The following is a 23720-nucleotide window of genomic DNA, read 5'->3' as shown; positions in this document are numbered from 1 at the left end:
TATGTATTTGAATAAAAATAAAGCCTGACGTTTATTAGACAAAGCTGCCCAATTTTAGGGATACAAGATTGGCTTTATAAGACCTACATATAAGTTACCAGCAAACTTAACTAAATTGAGTAAAAAATTATGATTCAATCAAAATACGAAATAGATTTTTTAAAATTAGCTCACAAAGGTTGCTCTAGACATAAAAAAGAAATAATAGAAACTGAATTATGTGGATGCTTCTATTGTATGGAAACTTTTTCTCCAAAAGAAATCTTAGATCGGATTGAAGAAAACGATTATGAAGAAACAGCTTTATGCGCGAAATGTGGAATAGATTCGGTTTTGAGTTCAAAATGGCCAATAAAAGACCCAAAATTTTTAAAAGAAATGAATGATTATTGGTTTTAACACCAAGCTAACTAACTAAGCAGTAGTAACTTTAAGTTTCCAACCGATTTTGTTTTACATTGATATAATTTCTATGTCAGTCGAAGACTGACGAACACATCCTCAAAGTCGGAGACTTTGAGGAGCGAAAGTTTTACATTTCCCCAACCTGTTTTTTCAGGATTTCCTTTGTAACTTTGCACTTCTGAACACTAGTAAATGAAATTCCAAGTTATCTCCGATTACCAACCCAAAGGCGACCAACCACAAGCCATTGCAAAATTAGCCCAAGGCATTGAGGCTGGCGAACGCTACCAAACTTTGTTGGGAGTTACCGGTTCCGGAAAAACATTTACCGTGGCCAATGTAATTCAGGAGGTGCAAAAACCCACCCTGATTTTGGCACACAACAAAACCTTGGCGGCACAGTTGTATTCAGAATTCAAGCAGTTTTTTCCTAACAATGCCGTGGAATATTTCGTTTCCTATTACGATTATTACCAGCCAGAAGCGTTTATGCCAGTCACGGGTGTTTTCATCGAAAAGGATTTGTCCATCAACGAAGAGCTAGAAAAAATGCGTTTGAGCACCACTTCTTCTCTACTTTCGGGACGAAGAGACATCATCGTGGTGGCTTCGGTTTCCTGCATTTACGGTATCGGAAACCCGGTGGAATTCCAGAAAAACGTAATCGCCATTGAAAGAGACCAAGTCATTTCCCGTACCAAATTATTGCACAGTTTAGTCCAAAGTTTGTATTCCAGAACCGAAGCCGATTTCAATCCCGGAAACTTCAGAATCAAGGGTGACACGCTCGAAATCTATCCGAGTTATGCCGACGATGCCTATCGAATCCATTTCTTTGGAGACGAAATTGAAGAAATTGAAAGCTTTGACCTCAAGACTTCAAAAGTCATTGAACGATTTGAAAAACTGACCATTTATCCCGCGAATATGTTTGTGACTTCGCCCGATGTCTTGCAAAATGCCATTTGGGAAATCCAACAGGATTTGGTCAAACAAGTCGATTATTTCAAGGAAATTGGCAAACATCTAGAAGCAAAACGATTAGAAGAACGCACCAATTTCGATTTGGAAATGATTCGCGAATTGGGCTATTGCTCCGGAATCGAGAACTATTCCCGTTATCTTGACGGACGAGAAGCCGGCTCACGACCTTTCTGTTTATTGGATTATTTCCCGAAAGATTATCTGATGGTAGTGGATGAAAGTCACGTGACGCTTTCTCAAGTGCAGGCGATGTATGGTGGCGACCGCAGCCGAAAAGAAAACTTGGTCGAATACGGTTTCCGACTTCCTGCCGCGATGGACAACCGCCCGTTGAAATTTGACGAATTCGAGGCGATGCAAAACCAAGTCATTTACGTTTCGGCAACACCGGCCGATTATGAATTGCAAAAATGCGATGGCGTTTATGTGGAGCAAATAATCCGTCCAACGGGATTGCTGGATCCCATTATTGAAATTCGTCCGAGTTTGAACCAAATTGATGATTTGATTGAAGAAATCCAAACCCGTGCCGAGATTGACGAACGTGTTTTGGTGACGACCTTGACCAAAAGAATGGCGGAAGAATTGGCCAAATACTTGGACAAAGTCAGTATCCGTTGTCGTTACGTCCATTCGGATGTGGATACTTTGGAACGCATCGAAATTATGCAGGATTTACGAAAAGGCTTGTTCGATGTCTTGATTGGCGTGAACTTGTTGCGTGAAGGACTGGATTTACCCGAAGTTTCCCTTGTTGCCATTCTCGATGCCGACAAGGAAGGATTTTTGAGAAGTCACCGTTCCTTGACCCAAACCATTGGTCGTGCGGCGAGAAACCTCAACGGAAAAGCAATTATGTATGCCGACAAAATTACGGCCAGCATGCAAAAAACCATCGACGAAACCAATTACCGCCGAACCAAACAAATCAATTTCAACACGGAAAACAACGTTATCCCAATGGCGTTGAACAAAAAAATAGAAAGTGCTTTTACCAACAATAAATTGGTTGAATACGAATTGGGGCACACCCTAAACACGGCTGCCGAACCGGAAACGGCCTATTTATCGAAACCCGAAATCGAAAAACTCATTCGAGAAAAACGAAAAGCAATGGAAAAGGCCGCCAAAGAGTTGGATTTTATGCAAGCGGCAAAACTGCGTGATGAAATTAAAAGTTTAAACGAAAAAATATAATTAAAAGTAGATGAATTAACACTTTTTGCTTAGAATTAACAATTTTTTACAAAGAAAAGGTTTCTTGGAATTTTTAATTATATTTGTCAATAAACCAAAAACACATATATGAAAGCAAAAATTATTTTATCTAGTTTGATTGCGGCTTCAATTTTAAATTCATGCGCAACTTCCAAGCCCGTTGCCGTCAAATTATCTGGACCCCAAGTTACTGCCAGTGCAAAAGAATTGGTAAGAATTACTGATGATGTTGTTGCCGAATTTCAACCTTGTTTGTCTCCTAATGGCAAAAAGTTGTTATATGTAATAAGAGATGATGCTAATGAAAATTACAACAAATGGAGCATTAGATTAAAAAATGATGTTATGCTTCCAGGATTTACTCCTTTAATTGGAAACAAAACAGACAGACCCTCTTGGATTGACAATGAGAACTTTATTTTTACTTATTATGCTTCAAAACCAACAATAGCAGTAACAAGCACCAATAAATTAGGATTGACTTACATCGGGCAAAATGCATACGGTGATTTTGATGCAGATGCAAGCATGTCGCCAGACGGTAAAAAAATTGTGTTAACTACCACTTTGCAAGGTACCCGTAATATTTGTTTAGTCAACAAGGATGGAAGTAGTTTTACAGTACTTTCAGAAGGTATCAATCCTAAATGGAGCGCTAAAGGTGACAAGTTATTATACACCAAGTTATCAGGAGATTTTTACCAATTGTTTGAACTGGATTTAAAATCATTTCAAAGTACACAAATTACTACTGGAGAACAGCATTCTACAAATGGAGCCTATTCTCCAGACGGAAAACACGTAGTTTATATTGGTACAAAAGACAAATTTAGCCATCTTTTTGTAATGAAAATCAATGGTACTTCTTTAACTCAAATAACTAGTGGAGATTCAAATGAAACTCAACCTTTTTGGGGAGTTGATGGTAATATTTATTTTGCGTCAACAGCAGGTGCACGTCAACCTGAAAAGATTACAAATAATAAAATTGCAACTATGTTTGCAAAAACATCATCAAATAACATAAGCCAAGAACAATCTGCTTTTTCATATCCATATACCGATATCTGGAGAGTACAACCCTTAATCGTGGATTAAAAAACACACAATTATCAATTTTAAAGCCAGTATGTCGACATACTGGCTTTTTGTTTTAGCAAAATTTCGGGTTATACACAAACATTAAAACTGGATGATGAAATTAAAACTTTGCAAAAACAATTAACTTAATTATGCTGTTACTATTCTGAAAATGAAAGTATAAACCAAGAATGTGATGCTAATCTTTAATTTATATTCTAAAATAATTTTATTCAAAACACCTATACTAATTAAAAAAATATTAAGTTTATATTTATTTAAGAAATGGCAGTACTAATAAATAAACATTATATATGAAAAAAGAAAGAGAATTTTGGCCTGATTTCATAAACTGGTTTGCTGTCAGGCCTAATTTTTCTGGGTTTTTGTTATTTTTTGTTCTTAGTATTGCCATCGTTACCGTAAGTCTTCTTCGAAATCAAATCCAAAGAGAAAAGGAACAAAATGAAATGAATTCCATTCTGACAGGGGTTTACCAGAATATCGAGCAAAGCTTAAAGAACTGTTATACCACATCTGTTTCACTTGCCCTAACACTTGATAATGAAGGAATCCCCAGGAATTTCAACACAATCGGCAAACGATTAGTAGATTCAAACCCCATAGTCAGTGTGGTTGAATTAGTTCCAAATGGCGTAATCAAGTACGTCTATCCTTTGAAAGGCAATGAAGCGGTATTAAATTTGAATATTTTTCATTCCAAGGAGTTAAAAAAAGGAGCCAAAAAAGCCGTTGAAATTAATAAAATTTATTTTGCAGGCCCACTTGAATTAAGACAAGGAGGAATTGGCTATGTGGGTAGGCTTCCTATATACAATAACAACAAGTTTTGGGGATTTACGGCGGTTGTCATCAAGTTAGAAACTTTATTGAAATTTTCCGGGATTGATGCTGCTGATCAATCGAACTATTATTTCCAGCTTTCGAAGAAGGATCCGTATACTTCTGAAGAGCAATTTTTTCTTCCCACAAAAACAGATTTATCCAACAGATACTATGTATCCAAGCCCATAACCGATAGTGACAGCGTACTTTATTTAATTGCCAAAAAACAAAACATCCTATACACTCCCATCCTACTGAGTTCTATTTTATGTATTACAATAGCAATCCTGTTTGGTTTCTTGACGGCAAAATTACTGCGAAAACCGGAAGAATTGAGAATTTTGTTAAAAGAACAAGAGACAATACTCTTAAAAAACGAAATGAAATTCAAGACCATTTTTGATCAAGCAACAATAGGTTTTGCAATTATTGATGCACAAACCGGCTATTTTATCGACGCCAATCACAAATGTTGCGAAATGTTGGGCTTTCCATTAGATGAAATGAAAGAAAAAAGCGTCAAGAGCATTATCCATCCTGACGATGTGGGGAAAATATTGAAAAACATTAAAAAACTCAACAATGGCAAAATTGCTGAGTTCGTATCGGAAAAAAGATCCCTCACTAAAACCGGAAAATATATTTGGGTAAACTTGACTGTTTATCCGCTAAAAGAAAATGGGGATGAACCTAAAAGTCATATTGTTTTTTTCAAGGACATTACCACCGATAAAGAATCTGAAGAAGACTTAAAAATTTCACTGCAATTAGTCACCGAGCAAAATAAAAGATTACTCAATTTCTCTTATATTGTTTCCCATAATTTGAGATCACACACGAGCAACATTGAAGCCATCATCTCTTTGATTGAGTCAACAGAATCAGAAGAAGAACGAAACGAAATGATGAATTTGCTCAAATCCGTTTCCAATTCGCTGAACGAAACAATGAGCCATCTCAATGAAGTGGTAAATGTAAATGCAAATTTGAGTTTGGTGATTGCGCCATTGAACTTGAAGGAATACATCGTCAAAACACAGGAAGTTCTTTACGAACAAATAGAATTGAGCAACGCCACCTTCATCATCGACGTACCAGAAGACGCAATAATCAATTATAATTCAGCTTATTTGGAAAGCATTCTTTATAATTTAATTTCGAATGCCATTCGATACCGACATCCACAACGAAAACCAATCATAACCATAAAATTATACAAAGAAAGCAAAAAAGATGTTCTCGAAATTGCTGACAACGGGATAGGAATTGATATGGAAAAGAATGGAGAAAAGCTTTTTGGCATGTACAAAACATTCCATACTAATTCAGATGCCAGAGGAATGGGACTGTTCATAACACGAAATCAAATAGAGACTATGGGTGGAAAAATAACCACCAATAGCACACCAGATTCAGGATCAACATTTAAAATCTACATCAAATGAAAAAAAAGACAATCTGGATAGTTGATGATGATCCCATTTACCAAACCATTATCAACAAATTAATTGAAAAAACGGAAGTATTTTCCGCACATTCTTCTTTCACCAATGGAAAAGAGGCAATAACTGCTTTGAAAAAAACACTGGTAGAAAATGACAATAATCTCCCTGACATTATTTTATTGGATATAAACATGCCCGTAATGGATGGATGGGAATTTATGGAAGAAATAAAAACAATAAAATCTAAAATTAACAAAGAGATTATTATCTACATTGTAAGTTCTTCCATTGCGGTTGAGGACAGAGACAAGTCCAAGACCTTTAAAGACATTATTGGTTATATACCAAAACCCATTACCATAAGTGATTTAATATCGATTGTTTCTAGTGACTAACTACTAGATGGCAGCCTGCATAAATAACAAATTAACTTACCACAATTGATTTTGTTGTTTTTTATTGTGGCAAACAAATTAAATCACAACAATAAATACTTTACGGAGACTCCAGTTTCCTGTCATTCCACAAGTTTTCAAAACAAAAACAATACATTCTACTTAAAGAATTAGCAATCAATAATTTTAAATTATCCATCAAATATCATAACTCAATGGTATTTATACTTTGTATGTACAATAATTTCATTAATTTTATAGGAAAGAATAATTTACCTTAAAGCCCGTCAAAAAAAAACATAATGAATTTTAATAAAAAGTGGCCTAATTTTATTGGTTGGTTTTTAGAAAGACCTAAAAAAACTGGGTACTTTTTAACCTTAATTTTGAATGTTTTAGTAATTCTGATTTGTTTTCAACGCTATCACATGTTGAGAGAAGATCAGGAAAGGGAAATGAATGCTATTTCTGATCAACTTTATGAAAACATAGAGCAGTCTCTTAAAAACTGCCAAGCCTCGCTGGTCTTGCTTGCATTTACAATCAATGACAACGGAATCCCTCAAGATTTTGACAAAGTCAGCAAAGAACTAATAAAAACCAATCCAATAATTAGTACTTTACAAGTAGATCCTGGAGGAATCATTAAGTACATCTATCCGATGCAGGGCAACGAAAAAGCAATGAATCTAAATATTTTGGATTCTAAATACAATAAAAAAGAAATCCTTAATTCCATAAAAACCAAAAAAATATTCTTTGCCGGTCCTTTAAAATTAAAACAGGGCGGAATGGGTATTTTTGCTTGGCTTCCCGTATATAAAGACAATAAATTCTGGGGATTTACAACTGCCATCCTCAAGTTGGAAAACTTATTAAAAACAGCTGGAATTAATTCTATTGATCATACTAAATATGAATTCCTGTTTTCAAATATACACACAAAAACGAATCAGGAAGAATTTTATTTTTCCAATAGGACAGATTTAACGAAAACCAACTATATATCAAAAAAAATACCCAACAGTAATTGGAAAATTTATTTGATAGAAAAAAATCCTTCTGATTTATACCTTCCCCTTTTAATATTAGGAACTTTAGGTATATTAATTGGAATATTAATTGGTTTGCTTACAATGAGACTACTAAATACTCCTGAAAAGTTAAACCTTTTATTAAAAGATCAAGAAACAAAGCTCTTGAAGAATGAATTGAAATTCAAGACCATTTTTGACCAAGCCACCATAGGCTTCGCCATTGTAGATGCCTGTACAAGTGAATTTAGAGAAGCCAACAACAAATTCTGCGAAATGTTGGGCTATACCTTTGATGAAATTAAAGAAAAAGGCATTGTCAACTTAACCCATCCAGATGATATACAAAGCACCTTACTCGATCTAAAAAAACTTGAAGCAGGTATAATCAATGAATATTCTTCCGAAAAAAGATGTATAACCAAGTCCGGAAAAATAATTTGGGTAAATTTGAATTTTTCTCCACTTTGGGAAAATTACGAAAAGCCTACTGCCTTCATTGCTTTTATAAAAGACATTACAGAAAAGAAAGAAGCCGAGGAACTAATAGCAAAAAGTCAATCTCGATTTAAATCGCTAATAGACACCATTGATGGTGTTGTATGGGAATACAATATTGAAACATCCACATCGACTTTCATAAGTAAAAAAGTGGAAAACATTTTAGGATACACGGTAGAAGATTACATGAACAATCCTACTTTTTGGGAAGATCATATTTACCCGGAAGACCGCGAATTTGCCTTGGGAATATCCACCATAGTAAACAAAAAACACATAAATCATGATTATGAATACCGAATGGTTACCAAAAATGGCAAAATCGTTTGGATCAGGGATATTGTAAATTTTGTTTATGAAAATGGCAAACCAGTAATATCAAGAGGAATCATGATTGATATTACCGCAATGAAGGAAGCCGAAAAAGACTTAAACAACTCCTTCCATTTAGTATCCGAGCAAAATAAAAGATTGCTGAATTTTTCGTATATCGTGTCCCATAATTTAAGGTCCCATACCAGCAATATAGAATCCATCATCGCTTTAATAGAATCGGCTGATTCTGAAGATGATCGAAAAGAAATGATGAAGTTGTTAAAATCCGTTTCCAATTCATTGGACGAAACGATGCATCACCTCAACGAAGTGGTAAACATAAATACCAATATGAGCTTAGTCATAGAACCACTAAACTTGAGCCAATATCTTAATAAAGCAATGGATGTTCTTTCTGAACAAATAAAATTGCACGAAGCTTCTTTTATCATAAACGTCCCCGATGATGGAATAGTAAACTGTAATTCAGCTTATTTGGAAAGCATACTTTACAATTTAATTTCAAATGCCATTCGATACAGACATCCACAACGAAAACCCATCATAACCATAAATTTGCACAAAAAAAGAGACAAAAATGTGATTGAAATTTCAGATAATGGAATGGGAATTGATTTAGCGAGACACGGTGATAAAATTTTCGGTATGTACAAAACATTCAGCAATAATTCAGACGCTAGAGGAATAGGACTATTTATCACAAAAAATCAAATAGATGCCATGGGAGGAACCATAACTGTAGATAGCAAACCCAACGAAGGAACAACATTTAAAATCTATTTCAAATGAATAAAAAAATAATCTGGGTTGTTGATGACGATGTCATTTATCAAACAATCATAAACAAATTGATCAAAAAATCGGGTGTTTTTTCTGCACATTCTTCTTTTATGAATGGAAAAGAGGCATTAAATACTTTAAAAAGTACAATAGGAGAAATTGATCTTCTCCCGGATATTATTTTATTGGACATTAATATGCCCGTGATGGATGGTTGGGAATTTATGGAAGAAATAAAAATGATAAAATCTAAAATCAGTAAAAAAATCATTATTTACATCGTAAGCTCTTCGATTGCGATTGAGGACAAGAACAAGTCCAAAACCTTTGCCGATATTATTGGATACATTCCAAAGCCAATTTCCGTAGATGATTTATTGTCTATTGTGGCAAATGAATAATGATTACACAAAAAACAAAATAGTGTCAGCAATTAATTTGTTGTTTTTTGTGTAATTTAAACTAAGAAATCGCCTTTCATTCAAATAAAATTTACTTTATAAAACGATTAGACATATCAATATGCAATATTCCTCACTAATTCTCATAGAGAATTAATAGTATCGAAATTTAAAAAAACACCTACTAATAATTTTGAATTATCAATCAAATGTCATAATTCAAGGATATTTATACTTGTTTTTAGAAAAATAAGCATAAAATTTCATAATTTTATATAAAACAATAATTGGCCCCAAGCCTACCAAAAAATAATAAATGAATTCTGAAAAATTATGGTCAAACGCAACCAATTGGTTTACGGTTAGGCCAAGAACCTCTGGTTTTTTACTGTTCCTGATCCTAATTTCCACCTTTATTATAATTACTGCCCAACAGTATAAAATTTTAAGTAAGGATCGGGATAATGAAATGAATATCACGTTAAAAGATATTCATCAAGATATTGAACAATCTCTTAAAAACTGTTATACCACCACTGTATCGCTGGCACTTTCGATTAATGATGAAGGTGTACCACAAAATTTTGATGAAATAGGCAAGAAACTATTGCAGTCCAATTCTATAGTTAGCTGTGTTCAATTAGTTCCCAATGGAGTCATCAAGTACGTCTATCCCATTAAAGGCAACGAAGCCGCAATTAATTTAGATATTTTAGGCTCAAAAAATCTTCAAGAAGAAGCTAAAAAATCTATTGAAACCCAAAAAATCTATTTCGCCGGCCCTTTGAAGTTAAAACAAGGAGGAATAGGAATTGTAGGTAGGCTACCCGTTTATAATGGAAATAAATTTTGGGGTTTTAGTGCGGTTGTCATTAAGTTGGAAACCTTGTTAAATTTTCAGGAAATTAAATTATTGGATAAATCCAAATATGAATTCCATCTTTCAAAGAAAAATTCAATTAGCGGCAAAGAAGAGTTTTTCCCCAATTCAAAACTAGATTTATCTAAAAGTTATTTCAAAAACTACCCTATGCCTGATAGCGATTGGAAGCTCTATTTAATCGCTAAAAAACCATATGCCATATACAATGAGATGATAATACGCTTTTTTTTAGGTCTGCTCGTATCAATAGTATTAGGTCTTTTGACAAGCAGACTTTTGAAAAAACCGGAAGAATTAAAAAAATTATTAAAAAAACAGGAAGCAAAACTCTTAAGAAACGAAATGAAGTTCAAATCGATCTTTGAGCAGGCTTCCGTAGGCATTATCATTGTGGATGCGAAGTCTGGAGATTTAATTCAAGCCAACCAGAAATTTTGCGATATGTTGGACTATACCTTTGATGATATCAAAGAAAAAAGTTTTGTCGACTTCACCCATCCTGATGATTTAAAAAACAGTATGCAACATTTCAAAAAACTTGGAGAAGGTAAAATCAAGGAGTATATTGCAGAGAAAAGATACATTACAAAAGCAGGAAATCCTATTTGGGTACACTTGAATGTTTCTCCTCTTTGGGAATCAAACAACAAACCGTCATCCAATATTGCCATTATAAAAGACATTACATCAAAAAAAGAAGCCCAAACACTGATTGAAACAAGTGAGAAACGATTTAGGTCTATCTTTGAGAACTCCCCTCTTCCATTGTGGGAAGAAGATTTTTCAGGAGTAAAAAAACATCTTGCCCAATTGGATTTACTGAATAAAACTCCAGAAACGGTTTATGCTTTTTTTGATGAACATCCCGAAGAAGTCTATAAATGTATCTCATTGGTAAAAATCATTGATGTCAATTATGAATGCCTAAGGCTTCATAAAATCAAGGATAAAACCTTATTTTTAGAAAATCTGGAAAAATTTATTGATTTAGAATCTTATGATGCAGTAAAAAAACAACTAGTGGCCATTTCTCAAAATGTCAAACAATTTAGTATCGACTCCCGAATAAAAAATTTGGAGGGAGAATACCGAGACATCAACCTAAGATGGAATGTAATAGAGGACTACGAAGATTCTCTACAAAGAGTTATACTATCAACGGAAGACATCACCGAAAGGAAAGCCTCCGAAAAAATCATACTTAATTCCCAACAATATATTAAATCACTGGTTGATACCATTGACGGTATCGTTTGGGAATATGACATTGAAACTTTGGCCTGTACTTTTATCAGTAAAAAAGTTAAAAATATCTTGGGATATTCGGTAAAAGAATGGATGGCAAGTCCTACTTTTTGGCAAGACCACATTCATCCCGAAGATCGTGAAAGAGTATTGGCGCTCTCCGATTCAGCCACCAAGAAAAAAACAAATATAGATTATGAGTATCGAATGATTACTAAAAGTGGTGAAATTATATGGATACGAGATATTGCCGGTTTTATTTTTGAAGGAGACAAAGCCGTAAGTTCTCGTGGAATTATGGTTGACATCACTTTAATGAAAGAAAGCGAACAAATTTTAAATAATTCACTATTTTTAGTTACCGAACAAAATAAAAGACTGTTGAATTTTTCTTACATCGTTTCCCATAATTTGAGATCTCATACCAGCAATATCGAGTCTATTATCTCTTTGATCGAATCGGCAGACTCAGAAGAAGAAAAAAATGACATGATGCATTTGCTAAAATCAGTTTCCGATTCATTGGACGAAACAATGATTCACCTCAACGAAGTAGTAAACATCAACACAAACATAAGTTTACTCATAAGTCCACTGAAATTGGACATGTATATCGCAAAAACAAAAGAAATACTATCGGAACAAATTCAATTAAACCAAGTCTCATTTGTAACAAATATTCCCGAAGACACAGTGGTGAACTATAATCCAGCCTATCTTGAAAGCATTATTTATAATTTAGTTTCCAATGCCATTCGCTATAAGCATCCCGATAGAAAACCTGTTATAACAATCCTGTGGTACAAGGAAAACAATATGGATGTAATTGAAATTTCGGACAATGGCATTGGTATAGATTTAGCCAGGCATGGTGACAAAATTTTCGGTATGTACAAAACATTCAGCAACAATAAAGATTCAAGGGGAATCGGGCTATTTATCACAAAAAATCAAATTGAAGCAATGGGAGGAAATATTACGGTAGAGAGTGAACCCAATGTAGGAACAACATTTAAAATCTATTCTAAATGACAAAAAAAATAATCTGGATTATTGATGATGATGCCATTTACCAAAAAATCATCAATAAATTAATTGAAAAATCAGGCGTGATTTCATCACATGCTTCTTTTACAAATGGAAATGAAGCCATCAATTCTCTAAAAAAAGCATTAAACGAGAATGATATTCTCCCTGACATCATTTTGTTAGACATTAATATGCCTGTCATGGATGGTTGGGAATTTATGGAAGAAATAAAAACAATAAAATCTAAAATCAACAAACGGATTATCATCTATATGGTAAGTTCTTCGATTGCTCCTTCAGATAAAAACAAATCAAGGACCTTTACCGAAATTCATGATTACATCCCAAAACCAATTTCAGTAGACGACATAATAGCTATTGTTTCTAATGAATAATAATCAAAGAACAACTGGTTTAGTTATGCTGTTCTTGAAAAATTTGCAACAAAACTTTGGGATCGATCATTGGATTTGATCCCTTTTTCATTATGGCAAGAATACGCTTGGTAGCCACGGGATTCAACCCCATATCAAGGCTAATTTGTTGAATGGCACCTTCTTCTTTCGTGTGCAAAATCCCATCGCTGTGCATCAACAAGGCCAATCTATAAAATTGTTGGATACGGCCAAACTCAGATTTTATTGCAATTTGCGGTAATTCTTGGTGAAAAAAATCATTAAATACAGCCGGAGAAATGCCCAATTCATTGGCAACAATGGACAAAAACTCGTATTCTCTTTTGTGCAATTTTCCATCAACTGTGGAAAAAGCAATCATTTCTAAAAGTAAACTTCTTTTTTCTTCGAAAGTATTCATCAAATTAGTATTTTTAGCTAAAATACAAAAAACCAAATTAATGATTCGAAAACTTATAGCGCTTGCCATTATTATTTTTGCAACTGCAAATACTTCTGCCCAAGAAACCACAGCCACAAAACAAGTTTCCACTTTTACCATCGAAGCGCCACAGCTACATTCCACAAAGAAAATCTGGGTATATCTTCCAAAAAATTACGATGCAACCCAAAAAAAATATCCCGTGATTTACATGCACGATGCGCAAAATCTTTTTGACGCCAAAACGTCTTATGTAGGAGAATGGAATGTGGACGAAAAACTCGACAGTCTCAACGCACAAGTCATTGTCATAGGCATCGAACATGGAAACGACAAACGAATAGTAGAACTAACACCCTACAAAAACGCAAAATATGGTGGTGGAGATGCCAATAATTACCTTGATTTTATTGTAAAAACGCTCAAACCCGAAATAGACGCAAAATACCGTACAAAAACAAATTCCCGAAACACAGCCATTATGGGAAGTTCTCTTGGCGGATTGGTTTCGTATTATGCCATTTTGAAATATCCAAAAGTCTTTGGGAAAGCAGGAATTTTTTCACCCTCTTTTTGGTTCAACAGAAAAGAAATAGTTGAATTAACCGAAAAAACTTCAAAGCTAAAAACCAAAATTTATTTTCTTTGTGGCGATAACGAAGGTGATGCAGACATGGTTGCCGACCTCAACAAAATTGATGATTTAGTTGCTGAAAAACGATGCAATTGCCAGCATCTTACCAGAAAAACGATTGTCAAAGGTGGACAACACAACGAAAAACTATGGCGAGACGGTTTTGTTAAAGCGTTTCTTTGGCTTTATTAAAACCCATAATCACAATCAAGTTAATATTTTTTATAAATGAAAAACAAAAAATACCTGCTACTAAGTTTTATGCTAATGGGCTTCAATACCAATAAACAAATGATTGCAACTAATTCAAATCCCAAAGCTGACAAAATATGGAATCAGTACGAAATCTACAAAGAACCAACCATTACCAACAAGTTTTTTAAACATAAAGATGTTGTTAAATTAATTGAAAAACATACTGCAAACGGTACTTTTAAAAATGAAATTTTGGGTTATTCCGTAGAAGGAAGAAGCATCAATCACCTAACAATTGGCAAAGGAAAAATTAAAGTATTGTTGTGGTCCCAAATGCACGGTGACGAATCTACCGCAACCATGGCGCTATTTGACTTGTTCAATTTCTTGTCATCAAAAGATGAAAATGATGGTTTTAGAAACTATTTGTTAGAAAATTTGGAACTGCATTTTGTGCCAATGGTAAATCCCGACGGTGCCGAAAATTGGAAAAGAAGAAATGCTTTGGGAATCGATTTAAATCGTGACGCCTTGGCTTTAGTTTCGCCAGAATCCAATATTTTAAAAAACATTGGACAACAATTAAAACCTCAATACGGATTTAATTTGCACGACCAAAGCACCTTGTATTCCGTGGGACATACTAAAGAACCTGCTACAATTTCATTTTTGGCACCTGCCTACAACTATGCGCAAACTGAAAATGATGTGAGAAAAAAAGCGATTCAACTAATTGTCAGCATGAACAAAAACTTGCAAAAATACATTCCCGGGAAAGTGGCCAAATATAATGATGAACACGAGCCACGTGCCTTTGGCGACAATTATCAAGGTTGGGGAATTTCAACAATTTTGGTGGAATCTGGCGGTTATAAAGACGACTTTGAAAAGCAATACATGCGAAAATTGAATTTCTATACACTATTGCAAGCATTAGAAACCATTTGCGACAAATCGCACGAAAAGGAAAAAATTGCCGATTATTACGCCATTAAAGAAAACAGTCGTTTCAACTATGATTTGGTCGTAAGAAACATCACGTTGACCAAAAACGACAAAAATTACAAGACCAACATCGGCGTCAATCAGGAACAAATCTCGAATGCAGATTTCTCTTCTTTCTATTTTAAAGGCACAATTACAGAAATTGGAGATATGCGCTATAATTTTGGTTATGAAGATGTGGATGCCAATGAAATGCAGTTTACCGCTCCCAAAATAAAATTAATGGAACAAACCCAATGGGAAAAAATGAGTCTTTCCGACGAATTGAAATTAGTCCGCGAAGGCTATTTATATGTGAGTTTTACTGATGCCAAAACACCGTCAGGAAATATTAAAAACAGGTTGTTGAATCTCACCAATGAAAAAATAATTCAAGCAACAACTCCTCAAATAACAAAACCGGCAAATTTTATTCTAACCAAAAATGACCAAGCCAAATTCGCTGTCATCAATGGATTCTGGGTGGATTTGTCCAAAGAAAACGAATGTATTGCCAATACCATTGGATACTAATCTCCAACTAAAAATGTCTATTTCAATGAATAAAATCAATTATAAATCCCTTGTTACAAGAGCATTTTTAACTACGGCGATAATGTGGTTACTTTCATCGACTGTTATTTATGCTCAAAAAAATCCACATCGAAAGATCAAAAAATTAATTGAAAAATCAGAAATTCTCAAAGATCATTTTACGGGTTTTGCACTTTATGATCAAGACAAAGACCAACTGATTTATGGACAAAATGACAAAAAACATTTCGTACCGGCATCAAACACAAAAATGTATACTTTTTATACGGTTTTAAATATGTTGGGCGATTCGATTCCGGCTTTGAAATACGCGATCAAAGGCGATTCCTTGATTTTTTGGGGAACTGGTGATCCAACACTTGCTTACTCCACTTTTAAATCCAATAAAGTAGTGGATTTTTTGAAGAAAACGGACAAAAAATTATTCTTTGTATCCAATAATTACAAAGGAGAATTTTACGGTGCCGGCTGGAATTATGATGATTATCAAGAAGATTTTCAACCTGAAATGACCGCTTTTCCAGTCGAGGGAAATACCGCCAAAGTATATAAAAATGACAATGGCGAAATCACGGTAAAACCCGCTTTTCTACAACCGTTTTTCAAACTGGACGCCAATTACGTTCCTGGAAATTTCATCATCAAACGGGACTTTTACACCAATCAGTTTACCTATCCGGCAACTATTGATAAAACGGGTTATCTTCAAGAAATCCCATTCAAGACAAGTCCTGAGCTTACCATTTCGCTTCTGGAAGAAAAAATCAATAAAGACATTTCGCTTCTGGACATTGTTTTGCCGCAGGATTTCAAAATTATTTACAGCGAAAAAACAGACGATGTGCTAAGAAAAATGATGTTGGTCAGTGACAACTTTATAGCCGAACAATTGCTTTTAGTTTGCTCATCAATACTATCGAATGAATTATCCACCACTGCAATGATTGAATATGGCAAGACTAATTTTATGAAAGAATTTGCAAATGATATCACCTGGGTTGATGGTTCTGGATTGTCCCGTTATAATTTATTTAACCCAAACACGTCAATTGCTTTGTTAAAAAAAATCAATGCTAAAATCAATGACGATGAAAGATTACACAGTTTATTCCCTGCTGGCGGCCTAACCGGAACACTAAAAAGAGCCTATAAAACGGATAACGAAAAGGCTTTTGTCTGGGCAAAAACAGGAACGCTCACCAATGTTTACAATCAAAGCGGTTACATCATTACCAGAAAAGGCAAAAAACTAATTTATTGCTTCATGAATAATAATTTCACAAAAACTACTTTGGAAATCAGGAATGAAATGGAACGAATTATTACCAAAATCCATAACGATTATTAATCCCCGATTTCAAAAAAACAATTATTAGACTCCAAATTGCTTTTAAAACGTACCTTTGTAAAAAATATAAAAAATGACAAACAACGATATATTCAAAAAACTGCGTGTCGCACTGATGTTGCGAGATGACCAAATAGTTGAAATCCTGGAATTAGTAGATTTCAGAATTTCAAAAACTGAATTAAGTGCTTTTTTCCGCGCCGAAAATCACGAAAATTATGTGGAATGTGGCGACCAAGTCTTGCGCAATTTCTTGAACGGATTAGTAATTCATTTGAGAGGAACTAAAGAAAATCCAAAAAATCCAAATGATGTTATCGCAAAACACAAAGCCCAGATTCCAGTAAAAGAAGGCGCAAAAGAAAGAGTGGAATTTAAAGCAAAACCAAAGGACGAGCAAAAAGCCAGAGGCGATCAAAAACCAGGACAAAAAAGTGCAGCGGACAAGAAGAAACCTTTCAAAAAACCGGCTCCAAAAGTACAAGTGGTTGAAAAAGTAAAATACAATTTCGGTAAGAATAAAAAATCCTGAGCTTTCACTCAGGATTTTTTTATTTATAAGATATGATTTATAACATTAAGAAAGTGCGGCTTTCACTTGGTCAGCAGCTTCTTGAAACTCAACAGCCGATAAAATTGGCATTCCTGAATTATCAATTAATTCTTTTGCGATAACAGCATTGGTTCCTTGTAAACGAACAATGATTGGCACTTTAATAGCGTCACCCATATTTTTGTAGGCATCAACAACACCTTGGGCAACACGGTCACAACGAACGATTCCTCCAAAAATATTGATCAAAATTGCTTTCACGTTTGGATCTTTCAAAATGATGCGGAAAGCTAATTCCACACGTTTTGCATCGGCAGTTCCACCAACGTCCAAGAAATTGGCTGGTTCAAAACCGGCATATTTTATTAAATCCATAGTTGCCATGGCCAATCCGGCTCCGTTTACCATACAACCCACGGTTCCGTCAAGATCCACGTAATTTAATCCAGCTTCTTTTGCTTCAACTTCGATTGGATTTTCCTCACGAACGTCACGCATTTCAGCTAATTTTGGATGACGAAACAAAGCATTGTCGTCTAAATTTACTTTAGCGTCAACTGCAATAATTTTGTTATCCGATGTTTTTAAAACGGGGTTGATTTCAAACATCGAAGCATCAGAGCCAATGTAAGCATTGTATAAAGCGCTTACAAACTGTGTCATTTCTTTGAATGCATTTCCAGAAAGACCTAAATTAAAGGCAATTCTTCTTGCTTGAAAAGCTTGTAACCCAACAGCTGGATCAATTTCTTCGGTAAAAATTAAATGAGGAGTGTGTTCTGCAACGTGTTCAATATCCATACCTCCTTCAGTTGAATACATAATCATATTGCGACCTCTACTTCTATTCAACAAAACCGACATGTAAAACTCGGAAGTTTCGCTTTCGCCTGGATAATAAACATCTTCGGCAACCAAAACTTTGTGTACTTTTTTGCCTTCGGCCGAAGTTTGTGGCGTAATCAAATTCATTCCGATGATTTGTTCCGCTAATTCCTCTACTTGTTGAAGGTTTTTGGCAAGTTTTACTCCTCCACCTTTTCCACGTCCACCAGCGTGAACTTGTGCCTTGATAACATGCCATCCAGTTCCGGTTTCGGCAGTCAATTGTTTTGCAGCCGCAACGGCTTCTTGTGGGTTATTGGCCACATAGCCACGTTGCACTTTTACGCCATAACTGGCTAATATTTGCTTTCCTTGGTATTCGTGTATATCCATATTGAAGTTTTTGGCAAGTCCCAGAATTTATTCCTGAAATAATGTGGGACAAAAATAACAAAATACATCTTAAAACTAAAATCTTTTCTTATATAAAAAATAGAAATCACCAACACTTTTAAAAATTTCTATCTACAAATTTTATTAATTGCCAAAACAGCAAATATGAGAAGCTTTTTATGAGAAATATTGAATTCTAAATTACTACATCGATTGAAATATTCGAACTAAAAGTAAGAATTTTATTAATTTAATTCCGAGTTGCAGTTTTAAAAGCAAACTGAATTATCAATTTGTCAATAGGAATGTTTAAGAATGAATTATTGTCATTTATTAAACGAATTTCTGTTATTCCAACAAAAATAAGAGCCTCGAAGCATTTTCAATCCATTATATTCAATGAAATATTTATTTTTGCATAAAAATTATCAAGCATGAAAGTTAAAGAACAAGGCCTTTATTTGCCGGAATTTGAACATGACAACTGTGGAGCAGGATTTATCTGCAATTTGAACGGAATCAAGTCGAATGACATCATTCATAAAGCACTCGATATCCTAATCAATCTAGACCATCGAGGTGCTGTAAGTGCTGATGGTAGAACTGGTGACGGAGCGGGAATATTATTTGATATTCCGCATGATTTTTTTAAGAAAGTATGTGATTTTGAAATTCCGGAACCTAGAGAATATGCTGTGGGTATGGTTTTTATGCCTAAGAGCGAAAACCAGATTGCTTTTTGCAAAACAACTTTTGAAGATTCGATTCGAAATCAAAACCTACAGATTATAGGCTGGAGAGACGTACCAGTTGACCCTTCTAATTTAGGACAAATTGCTGCCGAGAAAGAACCTACCGTAAAACAGGTTTTCGTTGGCAAAAACGGAATGGATCTAACAGAACAGCAATTTAATGCCAAAATGTTTGCCGCAAGAAAAATTGCAGAACACACCGTAATCAATTCAAAAATTTCAGAAAGTCACCGATTTTATTTCTCGAGTTTTTCAACTACCACCATAATATATAAAGGTCTTTTGAGACCCGAAGATATCAGTCCTTATTATATAGATTTATTAGACAGCGATTTAGTCACAAGATTGGCGCTGGTTCACCAACGTTTTTCTACCAATACTTTTCCTTCTTGGGAATTGGCACAACCTTTTAGGTATATGTGTCATAATGGAGAAATCAACACACTTCGCGGAAACATTAGCCGTATGCGCGCTCGTGAAGAATTAATGAAAAGTGACGTTTTTGGTGATGATATCAAAAAATTATTCCCTATCGTATTAGAAGGAAAATCAGATTCTGCTTCTATGGACATGGTTGTCGAATTGTTATTAATGACAGGACGCTCCTTGCCGGAAGCCATGATGATGGTCGTTCCGGAAGCTTGGGAAAAACACCAAACGATGTCAGAAGACAAAAAAGCATTTTACGAATACAATGCTTGCATTATGGAACCTTGGGATGGTCCGGCTTCGATTCCATTTACTGACGGAAACGTTATTGGTGCTTTATTGGACAGAAATGGATTGAGACCTTCACGATACACCTTGACAAAAGGCGGTTTCGTTATTATGTCGTCAGAAATTGGAGTCCTTGACATCAAACCAGAAGATGTTGTACAGCATGGCCGATTAGAGCCAGGGAAAATGTTTCTTGTAGACATGAATGAAGGACGTATCATTGAAGATGACGAAATAAAAAACCTTGTTGTCACCAAGCATCCTTACAAAAAATGGTTGGATGAAAATCTACTTCATTTAGCCCAAATTCCATATACTGACAATGTCATTCCTACTGAAAATGTAGATTTTGAAACTCGTCAACGCTTGTTTGGCTACACTATCGAGGATTTAAAAACCATAATAAACCCAATGGGTTCAACTGGTTACGAAGCCATTAGTTCTATGGGGAATGACACTCCATTAGCTATTTTGTCAGATCAACCACAATTATTATACAACTATTTCAAACAGTTATTCGCACAAGTTACAAATCCACCTTTGGATGGTATTCGTGAAGAAATAATTACTGATATCAGCTTGGCAATTGGTGGTGATTACAATATTTTTGATCTTGTTCCAAAACATTGCAAGAAATTAAAAATCCAAAATCCGGTTATTTCCAAGGAAGATTTAGATAAAATCAGAAATATTGACCATCCAGATTTCAAATCAGTAACGATTTCTACTTTATATGAAATTGAAAAAGGAGTAAATGGCTTGGAACGCGCTTTGGAAAAATGTGTTAATGCTACTTTCAAGGCAGTCAATGAAGGTTGTAACATCGTTATTCTTTCGGATAGAGGTGTTAGCGAAAAAATGGCGCCAATCCCAATGTTATTGGCTTGTTCCTATATTCATCACTCTTTGAACATACTAAAAGTACGTTCGAAATTTGGAATCATCATTGAATCCGCTGAACCTCGCGAACCGCATCATTTTGCTTTGTTATTTGGCTATGGCGCAAGTGCCATCAATCCCTACATGGTCAATGAAATCATTCGTGACCAAGTCGACAAAGGTGTTATCACCAATGTGAATGCCGATTACGCCATTAAAAATTACAATAAGGCCATTGCAAAAGGGATTCTGAAAATCATGAACAAAATAGGTATCTCTACTTTACATTCGTACAGAGCGGCACAAATTTTCGAAATCTTGGGATTAAATAAAGCATTCACTTCTAAATATTTCCCGTACACACCATCCCGAATTGAAGGAATTGGCTTGATGGAAATCGAAAAAGAAGTCAAAAAAAGATACCAAAAAGCTTTTCCAAAATCAAAAATTGCCAATTTATTACCATTGGAAATAGGAGGTATTTATAGATGGAGAAGATCTGGAGAAAAACACATGTTTAACCCAACGACAATTGCAAAATTGCAACAGGCCGTTCGATTAAACAGCCCGGAAAGCTACAAGGAATATTCCAATATGGTCAATAACCAAAGCGAAAACCTAATGACAATTAGGGGCTTGTTTGAATTCAACAATCTCGATCCAATTTCCATTGACGAAGTGGAGCCTTGGACAGAAATCGTGAAAAGATTCAAAACCGGCGCTATGTCGTATGGTTCTATCAGCTTGGAAGCCCACGAGAATTTGGCCATAGCAATGAACAGAATTGGTGGAAAAAGTAATTCTGGCGAAGGAGGAGAAGATCCAAAACGTTTTCAAAAAGACCTCAACGGAGACTCTAGAAATAGTGCTATCAAACAAGTTGCTTCGGGAAGATTTGGTGTTTCCATCAATTATTTGACCAATGCCAAAGAGATTCAAATAAAAATGGCTCAAGGTGCAAAACCTGGCGAAGGCGGACAATTACCTGGCGAAAAAGTAGTGCCGTGGATTGCAGAAACAAGAAATTCAACGCCTTATGTTGGACTCATCTCACCACCACCACACCATGATATTTATTCTATCGAGGATTTATCACAGTTGATTTTTGATTTAAAAAATGCCAATCGTGAAGCACGTATCAATGTAAAATTAGTATCAGAAGTAGGTGTTGGAACAATTGCTGCCGGTGTTGCCAAAGCAAAAGCCGACGTGATTTTGATTTCAGGATACGACGGAGGAACAGGTGCTGCGCCACTAACTTCACTACAACACACGGGAATTCCATGGGAACTTGGACTTGCCGAAGCCCAACAAACTTTAATCTTGAATGATTTAAGAAGTCGTGTCGTTTTAGAATGTGATGGCCAGTTGAAAACCGGTCGTGATGTTGCCATTGCTGCCTTGCTTGGAGCAGAAGAATTTGGCTTTGCCACTGCGCCATTAGTAGCTTCTGGTTGTATCATGATGAGAGCTTGTCATTTGAACACTTGCCCAGTGGGTATCGCCACACAAGATCCGGAATTGAGAAAAAATTTCAAAGGAACGCCTGAGCACGTTATCAACTTTATGTATTTTATTGCTGAAGAATTGAGACAAATCATGGCTCAACTTGGATTTAGAACACTTAAAGAAATGGTGGGACAATCACAAAAATTGAACGTGGATAAAGCCATCAAACATTATAAAGCAAGCGGATTGGACCTTTCGACAATTCTTTACAAACCTGAAAAGGCGAAAGAGGTTCCAAATTGCAACACAACGACCCAAGACCACGAATTGGAACGCGTCCTTGATTTTGATATCATAAAAGCGGCAATTCCGTCTATTTACAGAAAAGAAAGAACGAGAGTTACTTTTAATATCAAAAATACTGACCGTTCAGTAGGTGCTATTTTGAGTAACGAAATTTCAAAAATATATGGTGCACAAGGTTTGCCTGAAGACACAATATTAGTTGACTTTACAGGTTCAGCCGGACAAAGTTTTGGTGCTTTTGCAACAAATGGATTATCATTCAAAATACATGGAAACTGTAACGACTATTTAGGAAAAGGACTTTCCGGTGGAAAATTGATTATCAAAGTGCCGCCTAGTGCTACTTTCAAACCTGAAGAAAATATCATTATTGGCAACGTGGCACTTTATGGTGCAATAACTGGTGAAGCTTATATCAATGGTATTGCCGGAGAACGTTTTTGTGTTAGAAATTCTGGAGCAACAGCAGTTGTCGAAGGAATTGGAGATCACGGATGTGAATACATGACCGGTGGAACCGTAGTTATATTGGGCGAAACGGGAAGAAATTTTGCAGCAGGAATGAGCGGTGGTGTTGCTTATGTTTTCGACGAGAAAAAACAATTCGAAAATGGTTTGTGCAACATGGAAATGGTTGCATTGGAAACATTGGAAGATGAGGATTTAACAAAACTAAGACATTTGATAAAAAATCATTCCATGTACACCAAC

Annotated in this window: 16 protein-coding genes; 14 read left to right on the top strand and 2 right to left on the bottom strand. The window is 35.2% G+C overall.

Annotation, left to right across the window (positions count from 1 at the left end):
• Positions 1 to 129: 129 nt before the first annotated feature.
• The 9 genes from C0430_RS05230 (at position 130) to C0430_RS05190 (ending at position 12977) form a co-directional block, all read left to right on the top strand.
• Positions 130 to 399 (top strand): cytoplasmic protein, encoded by a 270-nt coding sequence (locus tag C0430_RS05230; RefSeq protein WP_290866209.1) that lies wholly within the window; start codon positions 130 to 132, stop codon positions 397 to 399.
• Positions 400 to 597: 198 nt separating this feature from the next.
• Positions 598 to 2586: an excinuclease ABC subunit UvrB gene (uvrB, locus tag C0430_RS05225; protein ID WP_290866207.1), complete on the top strand. Its 1989-nt coding sequence runs from the start codon at positions 598 to 600 to the stop codon at positions 2584 to 2586.
• A 108-nt stretch (positions 2587 to 2694) separates the two neighbouring features.
• Entirely contained in the window at positions 2695 to 3705 is a 1011-nt protein-coding gene (locus C0430_RS05220) for a hypothetical protein (protein WP_290866205.1), read from the top strand.
• Between the two features lie 296 nt (positions 3706 to 4001).
• The gene (locus C0430_RS05215) at positions 4002 to 5978 is read left to right on the top strand and encodes a PAS domain S-box protein (RefSeq protein WP_290866203.1); all 1977 of its coding nucleotides are present in this window, start codon (positions 4002 to 4004) and stop codon (positions 5976 to 5978) included.
• Positions 5975 to 6373, top strand: coding sequence for a response regulator (locus C0430_RS05210; protein ID WP_290866201.1), 399 nt, complete (start codon positions 5975 to 5977; stop codon positions 6371 to 6373). Before C0430_RS05215 ends, C0430_RS05210 begins: the two co-directional genes overlap by 4 nt.
• 428 nt (positions 6374 to 6801) lie before the next feature.
• Entirely contained in the window at positions 6802 to 9033 is a 2232-nt protein-coding gene (locus C0430_RS05205; protein WP_290866199.1) for a PAS domain S-box protein, read from the top strand.
• On the top strand, positions 9030 to 9425 hold the full coding sequence (locus C0430_RS05200) for a response regulator (RefSeq protein WP_290866197.1): 396 nt from the start codon (positions 9030 to 9032) through the stop codon (positions 9423 to 9425). The genes C0430_RS05205 and C0430_RS05200 overlap by 4 nt, the downstream gene beginning before the upstream one ends.
• Before the next feature lie 316 nt (positions 9426 to 9741).
• Complete coding sequence (locus C0430_RS05195) at positions 9742 to 12585, top strand: PAS domain-containing protein (RefSeq protein WP_290866195.1); 2844 nt, start codon at positions 9742 to 9744, stop codon at positions 12583 to 12585.
• Entirely contained in the window at positions 12582 to 12977 is a 396-nt protein-coding gene (locus C0430_RS05190; protein WP_290866193.1) for a response regulator, read from the top strand. The genes C0430_RS05195 and C0430_RS05190 overlap by 4 nt, the downstream gene beginning before the upstream one ends.
• 19 nt (positions 12978 to 12996) lie before the next feature.
• Here C0430_RS05190 and C0430_RS05185 read toward each other — a convergent pair whose 3' ends face one another.
• Positions 12997 to 13398, bottom strand: a complete 402-nt coding sequence (locus C0430_RS05185) for an excinuclease ABC subunit B (protein WP_290866191.1) — start codon at positions 13396 to 13398, stop codon at positions 12997 to 12999.
• A 40-nt stretch (positions 13399 to 13438) separates the two neighbouring features.
• On the opposite strand from C0430_RS05185, the gene C0430_RS05180 reads away from it, so the two are divergent.
• From C0430_RS05180 to C0430_RS05165, 4 genes are all read left to right on the top strand, one after another.
• Entirely contained in the window at positions 13439 to 14245 is an 807-nt protein-coding gene (locus tag C0430_RS05180) for an alpha/beta hydrolase-fold protein (RefSeq protein WP_290866189.1), read from the top strand.
• A 36-nt stretch (positions 14246 to 14281) separates the two neighbouring features.
• Positions 14282 to 15766 carry a M14 family zinc carboxypeptidase gene (locus C0430_RS05175; protein ID WP_290866187.1) on the top strand — a complete coding sequence of 495 codons (1485 nt, stop codon included), beginning with the start codon at positions 14282 to 14284 and terminating at the stop codon, positions 15764 to 15766.
• Positions 15767 to 15791: 25 nt separating this feature from the next.
• The gene (locus C0430_RS05170) at positions 15792 to 17135 is read left to right on the top strand and encodes a D-alanyl-D-alanine carboxypeptidase (RefSeq protein ID WP_290866185.1); all 1344 of its coding nucleotides are present in this window, start codon (positions 15792 to 15794) and stop codon (positions 17133 to 17135) included.
• Positions 17136 to 17208: 73 nt separating this feature from the next.
• Positions 17209 to 17667: a DUF1456 family protein gene (locus tag C0430_RS05165; RefSeq protein ID WP_290866183.1), complete on the top strand. Its 459-nt coding sequence runs from the start codon at positions 17209 to 17211 to the stop codon at positions 17665 to 17667.
• A 45-nt stretch (positions 17668 to 17712) separates the two neighbouring features.
• Here the strand turns inward: C0430_RS05165 and sucC are convergent, their stop codons facing one another.
• Positions 17713 to 18906 carry an ADP-forming succinate--CoA ligase subunit beta gene (gene sucC / locus C0430_RS05160; RefSeq protein WP_290866181.1) on the bottom strand — a complete coding sequence of 398 codons (1194 nt, stop codon included), beginning with the start codon at positions 18904 to 18906 and terminating at the stop codon, positions 17713 to 17715.
• 434 nt (positions 18907 to 19340) lie between these two features.
• Between sucC and gltB the strand changes: the two genes are divergently transcribed.
• A partial coding sequence (gene gltB, locus C0430_RS05155) for a glutamate synthase large subunit (protein ID WP_290866179.1) occupies positions 19341 to 23720 on the top strand: 4380 nt, incomplete at its 3' end.

Source organism: Flavobacterium sp., assembly GCF_013823965.1.
GTDB lineage: Bacteria > Bacteroidota > Bacteroidia > Flavobacteriales > Flavobacteriaceae > Flavobacterium.
This window is presented reverse-complemented; position numbering and strand designations above follow the sequence as displayed.

Bases quoted from the DNA above. Each gene is read 5' to 3' on its own strand.
- C0430_RS05230 (WP_290866209.1), top strand. From the start codon at position 130: ATGATTCAATCAAAATACGAAATAGATTTTTTAAAATTAGCTCACAAA.
- uvrB (WP_290866207.1), top strand. From the start codon at position 598: ATGAAATTCCAAGTTATCTCCGATTACCAACCCAAAGGCGACCAACCA.
- C0430_RS05220 (WP_290866205.1), top strand. From the start codon at position 2,695: ATGAAAGCAAAAATTATTTTATCTAGTTTGATTGCGGCTTCAATTTTA.
- C0430_RS05215 (WP_290866203.1), top strand. From the start codon at position 4,002: ATGAAAAAAGAAAGAGAATTTTGGCCTGATTTCATAAACTGGTTTGCT.
- C0430_RS05210 (WP_290866201.1), top strand. From the start codon at position 5,975: ATGAAAAAAAAGACAATCTGGATAGTTGATGATGATCCCATTTACCAA.
- C0430_RS05205 (WP_290866199.1), top strand. From the start codon at position 6,802: ATGTTGAGAGAAGATCAGGAAAGGGAAATGAATGCTATTTCTGATCAA.
- C0430_RS05200 (WP_290866197.1), top strand. From the start codon at position 9,030: ATGAATAAAAAAATAATCTGGGTTGTTGATGACGATGTCATTTATCAA.
- C0430_RS05195 (WP_290866195.1), top strand. From the start codon at position 9,742: ATGAATTCTGAAAAATTATGGTCAAACGCAACCAATTGGTTTACGGTT.
- C0430_RS05190 (WP_290866193.1), top strand. From the start codon at position 12,582: ATGACAAAAAAAATAATCTGGATTATTGATGATGATGCCATTTACCAA.
- C0430_RS05185 (WP_290866191.1), bottom strand. From the start codon at position 13,398: ATGAATACTTTCGAAGAAAAAAGAAGTTTACTTTTAGAAATGATTGCT.
- C0430_RS05180 (WP_290866189.1), top strand. From the start codon at position 13,439: ATGATTCGAAAACTTATAGCGCTTGCCATTATTATTTTTGCAACTGCA.
- C0430_RS05175 (WP_290866187.1), top strand. From the start codon at position 14,282: ATGAAAAACAAAAAATACCTGCTACTAAGTTTTATGCTAATGGGCTTC.
- C0430_RS05170 (WP_290866185.1), top strand. From the start codon at position 15,792: ATGAATAAAATCAATTATAAATCCCTTGTTACAAGAGCATTTTTAACT.
- C0430_RS05165 (WP_290866183.1), top strand. From the start codon at position 17,209: ATGACAAACAACGATATATTCAAAAAACTGCGTGTCGCACTGATGTTG.
- sucC (WP_290866181.1), bottom strand. From the start codon at position 18,906: ATGGATATACACGAATACCAAGGAAAGCAAATATTAGCCAGTTATGGC.